Source organism: Mesorhizobium sp. M1396 (assembly GCF_040317725.1).
In the GTDB taxonomy this organism is placed as follows: Bacteria; Pseudomonadota; Alphaproteobacteria; order Rhizobiales; family Rhizobiaceae; genus Mesorhizobium.
The window spans coordinates 136,968-149,649 of sequence record NZ_JAMYLA010000001.1; the positions used below are offsets into that span (position 1 = coordinate 136,968).

General features: G+C 64.3%; 13 protein-coding genes. 11 read left to right on the forward strand and 2 right to left on the reverse strand.

What is annotated here, in order from left to right; genetic code table 11:
• The 3 genes from NKH02_RS00650 to NKH02_RS00660 are packed head-to-tail and all read left to right on the forward strand — an operon-like array spanning position 1 to position 2,472.
• Positions 1-786 (forward strand): coniferyl-alcohol dehydrogenase, encoded by a 786-nt coding sequence (locus tag NKH02_RS00650; RefSeq protein WP_352875744.1) that lies wholly within the window; start codon positions 1-3, stop codon positions 784-786.
• A gap of 40 nt (positions 787-826) precedes the next feature.
• Complete coding sequence (locus tag NKH02_RS00655; protein ID WP_352875626.1) at positions 827-2,272, forward strand: aldehyde dehydrogenase; 1,446 nt, start codon at positions 827-829, stop codon at positions 2,270-2,272.
• A 26-nt stretch (positions 2,273-2,298) separates the two neighbouring features.
• Positions 2,299-2,472, forward strand: a complete 174-nt coding sequence (locus NKH02_RS00660; RefSeq protein ID WP_352875628.1) for a hypothetical protein — start codon at positions 2,299-2,301, stop codon at positions 2,470-2,472.
• Between the two features lie 83 nt (positions 2,473-2,555).
• On the opposite strand, the gene NKH02_RS00665 is transcribed toward NKH02_RS00660, so the two are convergent.
• Positions 2,556-2,780, reverse strand: a complete 225-nt coding sequence (locus tag NKH02_RS00665; RefSeq protein ID WP_352875630.1) for a hypothetical protein — start codon at positions 2,778-2,780, stop codon at positions 2,556-2,558.
• A gap of 83 nt (positions 2,781-2,863) precedes the next feature.
• Here NKH02_RS00665 and NKH02_RS00670 point away from each other — a divergent pair, with 83 nt between their 5' ends.
• The 8 genes from NKH02_RS00670 to NKH02_RS00705 all read left to right on the forward strand — a co-directional run bounded on the left by NKH02_RS00670 (position 2,864) and on the right by NKH02_RS00705 (position 11,121).
• Positions 2,864-3,655 (forward strand): FadR/GntR family transcriptional regulator, encoded by a 792-nt coding sequence (locus tag NKH02_RS00670; RefSeq protein ID WP_352867342.1) that lies wholly within the window; start codon positions 2,864-2,866, stop codon positions 3,653-3,655.
• Positions 3,652-5,379, forward strand: coding sequence for an IlvD/Edd family dehydratase (locus NKH02_RS00675; protein WP_352875632.1), 1,728 nt, complete (start codon positions 3,652-3,654; stop codon positions 5,377-5,379). The genes NKH02_RS00670 and NKH02_RS00675 overlap by 4 nt, the downstream gene beginning before the upstream one ends.
• Before the next feature lie 11 nt (positions 5,380-5,390).
• A complete protein-coding gene (locus NKH02_RS00680) occupies positions 5,391-6,167 on the forward strand; it encodes an SDR family NAD(P)-dependent oxidoreductase (protein WP_352875633.1) in 777 nt (258 codons plus the stop codon).
• A gap of 32 nt (positions 6,168-6,199) precedes the next feature.
• On the forward strand, positions 6,200-7,198 hold the full coding sequence (gene araD1, locus NKH02_RS00685; protein ID WP_352875635.1) for an AraD1 family protein: 999 nt from the start codon (positions 6,200-6,202) through the stop codon (positions 7,196-7,198).
• 52 nt (positions 7,199-7,250) lie between these two features.
• Complete coding sequence (locus tag NKH02_RS00690) at positions 7,251-8,276, forward strand: ABC transporter substrate-binding protein (protein WP_352875636.1); 1,026 nt, start codon at positions 7,251-7,253, stop codon at positions 8,274-8,276.
• A 75-nt stretch (positions 8,277-8,351) separates the two neighbouring features.
• Positions 8,352-9,455, forward strand: coding sequence for an ABC transporter ATP-binding protein (locus NKH02_RS00695; RefSeq protein WP_352875637.1), 1,104 nt, complete (start codon positions 8,352-8,354; stop codon positions 9,453-9,455).
• Entirely contained in the window at positions 9,452-10,324 is an 873-nt protein-coding gene (locus NKH02_RS00700) for an ABC transporter permease (protein WP_352875639.1), read from the forward strand. The genes NKH02_RS00695 and NKH02_RS00700 overlap by 4 nt, the downstream gene beginning before the upstream one ends.
• Positions 10,321-11,121, forward strand: a complete 801-nt coding sequence (locus NKH02_RS00705; protein ID WP_352875640.1) for an ABC transporter permease — start codon at positions 10,321-10,323, stop codon at positions 11,119-11,121. Before NKH02_RS00700 ends, NKH02_RS00705 begins: the two co-directional genes overlap by 4 nt.
• Positions 11,122-11,136: 15 nt before the next feature.
• On the opposite strand, the gene NKH02_RS00710 is transcribed toward NKH02_RS00705, so the two are convergent.
• Positions 11,137-12,540: an FAD-binding oxidoreductase gene (locus tag NKH02_RS00710; protein WP_352875642.1), complete on the reverse strand. Its 1,404-nt coding sequence runs from the start codon at positions 12,538-12,540 to the stop codon at positions 11,137-11,139.
• Positions 12,541-12,682 lie beyond the last annotated feature (142 nt).

Below are 12,682 nucleotides of genomic sequence, written 5' to 3' on the forward strand. Positions count from 1 at the left end.
ATGCTTTTCGGCAAGACGATCCTCATCACCGGCGTCGCCTCCGGCATCGGCGCGCGCACGGCGGAACTTGCCGGCCAGCTTGGCGCCGACGTGATCGGCGTCGATGTTCGACAACCAGCCGCGGCGGTCGGCGGCTTCGTCAAGGCCGACATCTCGTCGAAGGCGGGCGTCGATGATCTCATCGCGCGTCTGCCGCAGCGCCTCGACGCGCTCTGCAATGTCGCCGGCCTCTCCGGCAACACCGGCCCGGCGTCGACGCTGGCCGTCAACTTCTTCGGGCTGCGGGCGCTTTCGGAAGGCCTCGCGCCAAAAATCCGCGAGGGCGGTGCCATCGTCAACGTCGCCTCCATCGCCGGCTATGGCTGGCGCGCCAATCTCAATCGCGCCGCCTCAATGGTCGGCATCGAGGGTTTTGCCGATGTCGCCAAGGTGGTCGAAGACCACGCTGTCAAGAACGAGGAAGGTTATCCGGTCTCCAAGGAACTGCTCTTGCTGTGGACTTTCCGCGCCGCGCATCAGGACCTGTTCAAGAGCCGTGGCATCCGCGTCAATGCGGTGAGCCCGGGGCCTGTCGAAACGCCGATCCTGAAGCAGTTCCGCACCGTGCTCGGCGACGCCCGCGTCGACAGCGACATTGCAAGGGTCGGCCGCGCCGGCACATCGGGCGATATCGCCCCAGTGGTGCTGTTCCTGTGCTCGGACGGAGCGCGCTGGGTCAACGGCGCCAATGTGCCGGTCGATGGCGGCCTCGAAGCATCGATCAATGCCGAAGTGCTCGGCTTCTAAACCTCAATCAGCAGCTCCAACCGGAGCAGTGGAGACTACAATGGATATCGGACTTCTGATCGACGGTGACGAACGGGCAGCCTCGGGTGCGGCGTCCTACGAGCGCATGGACCCGTTCACCGGCAAACTGGCGACGCGTGCCGCGGCAGCGAGCATTGCCGATGCCAATGCCGCCGTCGAAGCCGCCGCGGCCGCCTTTCCGGCGTGGTCGAAGGCCGGGCCCGGCGAGCGCCGCGCCTTGCTGTCGAAGGCTGCTGACGTCATGGCCTCGAAGGTCGGCGAGTTCACCCGGCTGATGATGGAAGAGACAGGAGCGACCGGTCCCTGGGCCGGCTTCAACGTCATGCTGGCGGCCAACATGCTGCGTGAGGCGGCGGCGATGACGACGCAGATCTCGGGCGAGATCATTCCGTCCGACAAGCCGGGCACGCTGGCCATGGCGATCCGCCAGCCCGCCGGCGTGTGCCTCGGCATCGCGCCGTGGAACGCACCGGTCATTCTCGGCACCCGCGCCATCGCGATGCCGATCGCCTGCGGCAACACCGTTGTGCTGAAAGCATCCGAAATGTGCCCCGGCACGCACCGGCTGATCGGCCAGGTGCTGGTCGAAGCCGGGCTGCCCAAGGGCGTCATCAATGTCGTCACCAACGATCCCAGGGATGCCGCCGGCATTGTCGAAGCGCTGGTCGCGCATCCCTCGGTCAAGCGTGTCAATTTCACCGGTTCGACCAAGGTAGGCAGGATCATCGCCGAACTCGCCGGTCGGCACCTGAAGCCGGCGCTGCTCGAACTCGGCGGCAAGGCACCGCTGCTGGTGCTGGACGATGCCGATATCGACGCCGCGGTCAACGCGGCCACCTTCGGCGCCTTCATGCATCAGGGCCAGATCTGCATGTCGACCGAGCGCCTGATCGTCGACGACAAGGTCGCCGATGAATTCGTTTCCAAGCTGGCTGCCCGCGCCTCACAACTGCCGGCGGGTGACCCGCGCGGCCATGTCGTACTGGGCTCGCTGATCAGCAGCCAAGCCGCCGACAAGATGGAGGAGTTGGTCGCCGACGCGGTCGGCAAAGGCGCCAAATTGGTGGCTGGCGGCAAGCGCGCCGGAACCGTGGTGGAGGCGACGCTGCTCGACCATGTCACACCGGCGATGCGCGTCTATTCGGAAGAGTCCTTCGGGCCGGTCAAGCCGGTGATCCGGGTCAAGAGCGAGGACGAAGCCGTGCGTGTCGCCAACGACACCGAGTACGGCCTGTCGTCAGCCGTGTTCAGCCGCGACATCAAGCGTGCCATGGCGGTTGCCGCGCGCATCGAGGCCGGCATCTGCCACATCAACGGTCCGACCGTCGGCGACGAGGCACAGATGCCGTTCGGCGGCGTCAAGGGTTCGGGCTATGGCCGCTTCGGCGGCAAGGCCTCGATCGCCGAATTCACCGATTTGCGCTGGGTGACGATCGAGGATCCGGGCCAGCACTACCCATTCTGATCCGGCCTCGCATTGGGCGGTTCGACATGGGCGATCAGACCGCCTGCGACGGCGTGAAGCGAACGCTTGCGGATCGCATCTGCCCGGGTGCCAATACGATGCATCCGGTATCGATGCCCGCGTCACCCCTGCAGTTGAAGGCGTCGGTGATGTTGCTGACCGGCTCGGCGCAAAAGAACGGCTCGCCGGGCGGCGTGTAGAGGACGAGGAAATCGAGTGGGGCCTCGGCCTCGATGTCCAGCTGCCGCCCATGCTCCGGCCAGGAAATCCGAGCGCGGCGCGCCTATCCGGTGAAGACCGTGTCGAAGTCCGTCTCCGACACGCCGAAGCCCGTGGTCGGGTTGGAGCCAGCGGGCGGCAGGACGTGCCGGGTGGGCAGGATTTCCGCATCGCCGGATCCGTTTTGCCGCCAGCGATAAGACGCCAGCGCGCCGCCGCCAGCCGGCGCAATTTCAACCTTTCGCAATGCCGTCGCTGATCGAGACCAGCTCTTGATGCTGCTCGGCAACGGCAGCCGAATTCTTTGTCATCGGCACTCCGTCGTCCCTTGACTCCAATCGCCACGCCTATAAGACATATCATATGAATAGTATGAAGAATAAAAAGTCTTTCAGCACGGCGCGCACGTCAAGGGTCACGGTGGCGGTTTCCAGCGGCTCGACGGCACTGCATGCGACGGTCGTCGAGCAGATCGGATTGCGCATCGTGCAAGGCGATTTCCTGCCCGGTGAGGCACTGCCCAATGCCGACGATTCCAGCGAGATGCTGGGCGTCAGCCGCACGGTGCTGCGCGAGGCGATCAAGGTTCTGGCCGGCAAGGGGCTGGTCGAATCGCGGCCGAAGACCGGTACAAGGGTGCGTCCCCGCTCCGACTGGAATTTCCTCGATCCGGACGTCCTGTCGTGGCGCTATGCCAGCGGTGTCAGCGCCGAGGATGTCCGGGCGCTGTTCGAACTGCGCCGTGCCATCGAGCCGATGTCGGCCGCGCTCGCCGCCAAGCGCGCCACACCGGCGCAGATTGCCGAGATCAATGCCGCGCTGGCCGAGATGGAAGCCGTTGTCGACGATGGCGACCGCTTCGCCAAGCCCGACCTTTTGTTCCACCAGACCATCCTGCGCATGACCGGCAACGAGCTGATCGGCTCGCTGGCCGCACTTGTCGAAACCGCGCTGGTGATGAGCTTTCGCCTCTCCAACGACAATCCGGAAGGGCAGCGTCATTCTTTACCGCTGCATCGGGAAGTGGCCGAAAAGATTGCATCCGGCGACGCGGCAGGCGCGCAAAAAGCGCTGCTGGTGCTCATCGACAATGCCGAGGAAGACGTGCGCCGCAGTGTCGAGAACCGCAACAAGCGCCGCCAGGATCGGGAACAGACATCGTGACCGAGACAAAACGCAAGCTGCGATCCGAGGCCTGGTTCGGCGGCGAAGGCAAGAACGCCTTCATGCACCGCAGTTGGATGAAGAACCAGGGCATCCCCGCCGACGCTTTCGACGGCCGCCCGGTGATCGGCATCTGCAACACCTGGTCGGAATTGACCCCGTGCAATGCGCATCTGCGGGCGCTCGCCGATCACGTCAAACGCGGCGTCTATGAAGCCGGCGGCCTGCCGCTCGAATTCCCGGTGATGTCGCTGGGCGAGAGCAACATGCGCCCCACCGCCATGCTGTTTCGCAATCTGGTCAGCATGGATGTCGAAGAGTCCATCCGCGGCAATCCGATCGACGGCGTCATCCTGCTTGTCGGCTGCGACAAGACCACGCCGGCGCTGCTGATGGGGGCCGCGTCGTGCAATCTGCCGACCATCGCTGTTTCCGGCGGACCGATGCTCAACGGCAAGTTCCGAGGACAGGATATCGGCTCGGGCACCCATGTCTGGAAATTCGCCGAGGAAGTGAAGGCCGGCCGCATGCCGGTCGCCGACTTCCTCGCCGCTGAGCAGGGCCAGAGCCGGTCGGCGGGCAGTTGCATGACGATGGGCACGGCTTCGACCATGGCCAGCATGGTCGAGGCACTGGGCATCGGCATGCCGGACAATGCCGCGATCCCGGCTGTGGATTCACGCCGTGGCGTGCTCGCGCAGATGGCCGGACGCCAGATCGTCGATCTCGTCCGGAGGGACGTGACGATCGCGCGGATCCTTACCAAAGAGGCGTTCGAGAACGCCATTCGCGTCAATGGCGCGATCGGCGGCTCGACCAACGCGGTGCTGCATCTGATCGCCATCGCCAACCGGGTCGGTGTCGATCTCAGCCTCGATGACTGGGACCGCCTTGGCCGCGACGTTCCAACCATTGTCGACCTGATGCCGTCGGGCCGGTTCCTGATGGAAGATTTCTACTACGCCGGGGGGCTAGCCGCGGTCATGGCGTCGCTTGATGAAGTGGGGCTTCTTCATCGCGACGCCATGACCGTCAGCGCCAAGACCATCGGTGAATTGATCGACGGCGCGCCCAACTACAACAGCGAGGTGATCCGACCGCTGAGCCAGCCGCTGAACAAGGAGGGCGGCATCTCCATCCTGCGCGGCAATTTGGCGCCTGACGGGGCGGTCATCAAGCCGTCCGCGGCAACGCCGGAGCTGATGCAGCATCGCGGCAAGGCGGTGGTGTTCGAGAACATCGAACACTACTACGCGCGCATCGACGATCCGGAGCTGGATATCGACGCCTCCTCGGTGATGGTGCTGAAGAACTGCGGGCCGCGCGGCTATCCCGGAATGGCCGAGGTCGGCAACATGCCGCTGCCTGCGAAACTGCTGAAGCAAGGCATCTCCGACATGGTTCGCATTTCGGACGCGCGGATGAGCGGCACCGCCTACGGCACCGTGGTTCTGCATGTGGCACCGGAAGCAGCCGCGGGTGGCGCGCTGGCGCTGGTGCGCGACGGTGACCTTATCGAGCTCGATGTCGCCGGCCGCCGGCTGGAGCTTTTGGTATCGGATGAGGAGCTGGCAATCCGCCGGCGTGACTGGAAGCCGCCGGCGCCGCCGGAAGGCGGCTATCAGAGCCTTTATGTCGAGCGCGTTCTGCAGGCCGACAAGGGCTGCGATTTCGACTTTCTCGTCGGCCGACGCGATGCCGGCATCCCTCGGCATTCGCACTAGAGAGGCGCGCGATGACGGATGAAATCGGCTACGCGATCTATCCAAGCCTCAAGGGCCGCAGCGTCTTCATTACCGGTGGCGGCAGCGGCATCGGCGAAAGCCTGGTGCGCCATTTCTGTGCGCAAGGCAGCCGTGTCGCCTTCGTCGACATGGCCGAGGAGCCTTCACGGCGTCTGGTCGATGCGATCGCGGCCGAGGGACATGCCGCACCGCTGTTCATTCCCTGCGACCTGCGCAACGTCGAAGAGTTGCAGACGGCAACCGTGCAGGCGATGCGGCACAATGGCCCCATCCAGGCCCTGTGCAACAATGCCGGCAATGACGACCGCCACCAGACCAAGGATGTGACGGTTGCCTATTGGGACGACCGCATGGCGGTCAATCTGCGCCACCAGTTCTTCGCGGCGCAGGCGGTGCGTCCGCAGATGAGCACGCTGGGCGGCGGCTCGATCATCAATTTCGGCTCCATCACCTGGATGGTCGGCGATCCGGATTGCCCAGCCTATGTCACCGCGAAAGCCGCTGTTTACGGAATGACGCGGGCGCTGGCCCGCGAACTCGGCCCCGAACGCATCCGCGTCAACTGCATGGTGCCGGGCTGGGTGATGACCGAGCGCCAGATGCGCCTGTGGCTGAACCCGGCCGGCGAACGCCAGATCGCGGAAAGGCAGTGCCTGCCCGACCGGCTGCAACCCTCCGATATAGCGCGCATGGCGCTGTTCCTCGCCGCCGACGACAGCCGCATGTGCACGAGCCAGCAGTTCATCGTCGATGCGGGCTGGGTATGACCCGTACGGCTTCAAAGGAAGAAGGTTAGTTCATGCGTCTTGTTCAGTTCAGAATGGCCGACGGCAGCAGACGGGTTGGCCGTGTCTCCGATGACGGCAATCATCTGCACCCGCTCGAAAAGACCAGCACCGTGCTGGAACTCGCCGAAGCGGCGATCGCCCAGGGCACGTCCATCGCAGCGCTGGTCGAGAAGCGGACGGGCACAGCGAAAATCGACTACGACCAGCTGTTGCGCGATGGCCGCGTGCTGGCCCCGGTCGACCATCCGGAACCGGCGCGCTTCCTGGTCACCGGCACGGGCCTGACCCATACCGGAAGTGCCGCCGCACGCGACAAGATGCATGTGCTGACCCATGGCGAGGATGCCGAGGAATCGGATTCGCTGAAGATCTTCCGCATGGGTCTGGAGGGCGGCAAGCCCGCCGCCGGGCAGATCGGAATCCAGCCCGAATGGTTCTTCAAGGGCGTCGGCACCTGTGTCGTGCCGCCAGGTGCGCCGCTGCCGATGCCGGCATTCGCGCTCGCCGGGGCCGAAGAAGCCGAGATCGTCGGCCTCTATCTCAATGGGCCGGATGGCCGCCCCTACCGCATCGGCTATGCGCTCGGAAACGAATATTCCGACCATGTGACGGAGGCCGAGAATTACCTCTATCTCGCCCATTCCAAGTTGCGCTCCTGCTCGATCGGGCCGGAGCTGCTGATCGGCGGCCTGCCCGACGAAGTGCGCGGCCATTCGCGCATCCTGCGCGACGGCACCGTCATCTGGGAGCAGGAGTTCCTGTCGGGCGAGGCGCACATGTCGCACTCGATCGCCAATCTAGAACACTTCCATTTCCGCTACCCGATGCACCGCAGGGCGGGCGACCTGCATGCCTATTTCTTCGGGGCGGCGGTAATGAGCTACGCCTCCGGCGTCAAGACGGCTTCCGGCGACGAATATGAAATCCAGGCACAGGCATTCGGCAAGCCACTGCGCAACCGGATGGTGTCGGTGCCGGACGAGGGACTGGTCGCGGTCACCCAGCTGTGACGGCAAAAGTCCGGAAACTGCGGTCCACCAGAATGACAATGGGAGATTGAAAATGGGACTGAAAAAACTGTTTCTAAGAATGGCAACGATCGGGCTCAGCATCGGCCTGATGACATCGGCGGCGCTCGCCGCGAACCTGCGGGTTCTGGCCTGGGACGGCTACGCCGACCCGGACTGGGTGAAAGACTTCACCGCTGCGACCGGCATCGGCGTCGATATCGTCTTCATCGGCAGCGACGACGAGATCTGGGCCAAGATCAAGGGCAGCGAAGGCCAGGACTTCGATGTTTTCGCGGTCAACACCGCCCAGCTGCAGCGCTATATCAAGGCCGACCTGGTGTCGCCGATCGACGTCACCAAGCTCGCCAACCAGAAGGAAGTGCTGCCGCGCTTCCGCGATCTGACCGCGGTGAGCGGCGTCACCAAGGACGGCAAGGTCTATGGCATTCCGTTCTGCTTCGACTCCATCGGCCTGATCTACGACACCGACAAGGTCAAGCCGGCGCCGGCCTCGATGTCGGTCCTGTGGGACCCGGCATACAAGGGCAAGGTTCTGGCCTACGACAATGGCGAGCACAATTTCTCGTTCACCGCACTGACGCTCGGCTACAAGGATCCGTTCAACCTCAACGAAGAGCAGATGGCGACGGTCAAGGCCAAGCTGGTCGAACTGAAGCGCAACGTGCTGAGCTTCTACACCACCGCCGACGAGGCGCAGCAGATCTACCAGAACAATGATGTGGCCCTGATCTGGGCCAATTACGGACAGCAGCAGGTCAAGGCGCTCCAGAAGATCGGCGCCCATGTCGCCTACGTCAATCCAAGCGAGGGCGCGCTCGCCTGGCTCGACAACTGGGTCATTTCCAAGGGCGTCCGCGACAATGCGGCGGCCGAGAAATGGATCGACTTCATGCTGAGCAAGAAGGTCAGCGGCGAGCTTTCCGAGCGCACCGGCTTCGGCAACACGGTGACGGAAACCGGCAGCGCAGGCGGCAACGACAAGCTGGTCTGGCTCAACAATGTCGAGGACCCGCTCAAGCGTTCGGACATGTGGAACGAGGTCAAGGCGACGCCCTGATCTTTCCGCCCCATGCCTTCGAAGGACCCGGCGGTCCGGAGTTCCGGACCGCCGAAGCGTATGCGAGAGTATTTCATGAACCAGAACGCCGACCTGCTGACGCTGCGGTCCGTCTCGAAATCCTACGGCACGGTCCCCGTGCTGCACGACATCGACCTGTCGATCCGGGACGGTGAGTTCCTCACCGTTCTCGGGCCGTCCGGCTCCGGCAAGACAACGGTGCTGCGGCTGATCGGCGGGCTGGAGCCGCTGACATCTGGCGAGATCCGTCTGGACGGCCAGGACATCAGCCGCATGCCGATCAACCGGCGGCCGTTCAACACCGTGTTTCAGGACTACGCGCTGTTTCCGCATCTGACCGTTTCAGGCAATGTCGGCTACGGGCTTTCGGTTCGCCATATCCAGCGCAAAGAGATCGCGCGCCGTGTCGCGGAGGCGCTGGACCTGGTTCAGCTCGGGCGTTTCGCCGACCGATTTCCGGCACAGCTCTCCGGCGGCCAGCGCCAGCGCGTCGCGCTCGCCCGTGCACTGATCTGCCAGCCGCGCCTGATCCTGCTCGATGAGCCACTGGCCGCACTCGACCTCGAACTGCGCCGGCAGATGCAGGTGTTCCTGAAATCCATCCAGCGCGAAATCAAGACCACCTTCCTGTTCGTCACCCATGACCAGGAAGAAGCCATCGGCATGGCCGACCGGATCTGCGTCATGGAAGCCGGGCATATCCGTCAGCTCGGTACGCCGCACGACCTTTACTACAAGCCGAATTGCGAGTTCGTCGCACGCTTCTTCGGCGAGAACAATCTGATGGCCGGGAAACTCGGACCGGTCCAGGGCGAACTGCGATCGATCGAGACGGCGCTTGGGCGCCTCATCTGCTCGATCAGCAACCAGCCGCATTTGACGGCCGCGGCGGACGGCGCCAGCGCCTACGCGGCGTTCCGTCCCGAGGCCTTACATCTTGCGGGTGCAAAGGACACCGACAACCGCTTTTCCGGCACGATCTCCGACATGGCCTTCGCCGGCTCGTCGACCGTCGCCACCATCACGGCCGGCGCCGACAATGCCGCGCAACGCTTGCGGCTGCGCGTGCCAAGCCGCGTCAACGGCAGCACGCTGAAACCTGGCGAGACGGTGTCGCTTTCGTTTGCGCCGCATGAAGGCCATCTGGTGCTGGCATGAGCGAAGCCGGCTCGACACAGCCTGCGGAAAGACGGCTGTCGCTGCTGGTGACAGTGCTGGCGTTCGCCTTGCCGGTGGCCTTCGTCCTGGTGCCGCTGGCGATCTTCCTCGGCTACAGTTTCTTCAGCGTCGACCAGGGCACGATCGTCTACGGCCTGTCGCTGGGCAACTATGTCAGGTTTTTCACCGATCCGATCTTTCTGCCGGTGTTCTGGAACACCATCGTGCTGTGCGTCTCGGTGGCCATCATCTGCATTCTGCTTGCCTATCCCGCCGCCTATTTCCTGACGACGCTGAAAGGGCGCTGGCGCTATGCCTTGCTGATGCTGCTGCTGGTGCCGTTGCTGATGAGCTACGTCATCAAGATCTATGCGATCCGCAGCATCCTCGGCCTCAACGGCTTTCTCAACAAGGCGCTGGTGGCGGTCGGCATCCTGCAGCAGCCGTCGACGCTTTTCGTGTTCAACATGAACGCCATCCTGCTGACGCTGACCCTGCTCTTGATCCCCTTTGCTATCCTGCCGATCTTCCTGTCGCTGGAGCGGATACCGCAGGTGCTGCTGCGTGCCTCCGACGATCTCGGGGCGAGCGGCTGGCAGACATTCCTGCGCATCACCTTGCCGCTCAGCCTGCCCGGCGTGGCCTCGGCGGCGAGTTTCGTCTTCGTGCTGGCGATCGGCGATTTCCTGACGCCGCAAATGGTCGGCGGGATCAGCGGCTTCACCTTCGGCCGCATTCTCTACAGCCAGTTCGGCACGGCCTATAACTGGCCGTTCGGCGCCGCACTATCGGTGGCGCTGGCGGTCGTGGTGATCGCGGCAATCCTCGTTGGCGAACGCTTCGGGCGAAATCGAGGGACTTCGGTATGACCACCCTGCCCCGGTTGTCCACCGTCCTTCTGGCCGCGATCACGACGCTGGTTGCCGTGCTGCTCTACAGCCCGCTGTTCGTGCCGATCGTGTCGTCGTTTTTCACCATTGCGCGTGGCAATGTCGACTGGTCGTCGCCGACCTTCGCGACCTATGTCGCGCTGGCCGAAAATCACGACATATTGGTCGCCTTGCGTACCACGCTGATCGTCGGTGTGTGCACCGTCATCCTCTCGGTGGTCAGCGGAACGCTGCTGGCGCTCTACTATCACGGCCGCCGCTCCGGGCGGTCGATCCTGCAGTTCATAATCTTCCTGCCGTTCCTGATGCCGCCCATCATCAGCGGTCTGGCGCTGCTGATCTTCTTCCGCGAAATCGGCCTCGAACGCTCGCTGCTGACGATCGTCATCGGGCATACGGTTTTCGTGCTGGCGATCGTCTACCGCACAGTGCTGATGCGGCTGCAGTCGATGAGCCGCACGCTGGTCGAAGCCTCCTACGATCTCGGCGCCACGGGCTGGCAGACGTTCTGGCGCATCATCCTGCCGAACCTGTCGAGCGCGATGGTCGGCGGCGCCATCCTGGCCTTCGCGCTGTCGTTCGACGAGACGATGATCACCATCCTGGTCACCGGCACCCAGAGCACATTGCCGGTCAGGCTGTGGGCGATGATGCGGCTTGGCTTCTCACCCGACATCAATGCGCTGGTGGCGCTGATCCTGATGTTCACCGTGCTGCTCTGCGTGCTTGCCGCCCGCTTTCTCATCCCCAGGCAAGTCGCGACTGAACGGACCTGAGTTACCGGGCAATCGTCATCGGGAGAAGGCGGTTGGGTTGAGGTCGAAGACCCGTCCCGGATTGAGGATGTTTCTGGGGTCGAATGCGGCCTTCAGCCGCCGCATCGTGGCGATTTCGGCGTCACTGCGGACCAGATGCAGCCACTTCTTCTTGTCGAGGCCGATACCATGTTCGGCCGAAACGCCGCCGCCGGCCGCCGCGACGCCGCGATAGACGATGTCGTATGCCGCCGCCGGATCGACCGTGCGAACCTGGTAGTGCAGATTGCCGTCGCCGAGATGGCCGAAGACATAGATGTCGGCGCCGGGGTCGACGGCATGGATGGCGGCGTCCGCCGCTTGCAGGAATGCTCCCATGTGGGCCAGCGGGATGCTGATGTCGACGCCGATCAGACCCTTGATCGAGAACAGGATGCGATTAGCGTCTTCCCGCACGTCCCACAGCGCCCGGAATTCGCGCGGCGACTGCGAGACGACCACATCGTCGATGACACCGTCCTCGACCGCCTGCATCAACACCTCGGCGAAGCGTTCGCCGTCACGTTCCGGCTCGCTGCCCTGGATCTCGGCCAGCACATAGATGGGCGAGCCCGCCGGCAGCGGCGCCGGCATGGCCATGCTGGCGACCATGACGTCATAGAGCGGTGCGAAGTTGACCTCATAAGCAGACAGAAGGGGCCCGAGCTTTTGCCGCAGCAGCCCAAGCAGCGCGATTGCCGCATCGAGCGAGGAGAGCGCGCAAAAGGCGTTGACCTCGGACGCCGGCTTCGGGTGCAGCCTGAGCGCGGCGCGGGTGACGACGCCGAGCGTTCCTTCCGTGCCGATGAAGAGCTGGCTGAGGTCGTAGCCGGAATTGTCCTTGGGCAGCCCCTTGAGCGAGGTCAGAACGCTGCCATCGGCAAGCACGGCTTCCACCCCCAGAACCTGAGCGCGGTACATGCCATAACGCAGCACACGGATGCCGCCGGCGTTGGTGGCGATATTGCCGCCGATCGTCGCGGAGCCGCGTGCGCCGATATCGACGCCGAACATCAGCCCGGCGCCGTCGGCCGCCTCCTGCGCCGCCTGCAGCGTCGCGCCCGCTTCGGCGACGATGCTGGCAGCCTGGCGATCCAGAACGGCGAGGCCGGTCATGCGCTCCAGCGACAGCACCACCTCACCCGGCTGCACACGCGCGGCGCCTGCCAGGCTGGTGCGTCCGCCCTGCACGACAACCGGCTGGCCAAGATCGTTGCATGCGGCGAGTGCCGCCGCGACGCCTTGTGTGTCGCGCGGGCGCAGCACCGCTTCGGGAAGCGTGCCGAGCTTGCCGTCGGGATCGTCGCGATAGCGCTGATCCACATCCGGGCCGGCGAGCACGCCGCCCGCACCCAGCCGGTCGCCGAGCGCAGATAGGAGCTGTTGGATTTCAGGCGACATCGGCCGATCCTATCCATGATCGCCTGCCGGTCAAACGCTCGTCCACACAAAGCGACGTCGTCCGTGTCCGTGGGCAATGCAGAACAGGACAATCGTCCGGTATCGATCACGATGGGATCGTGATCGATACCGGAGAATATGT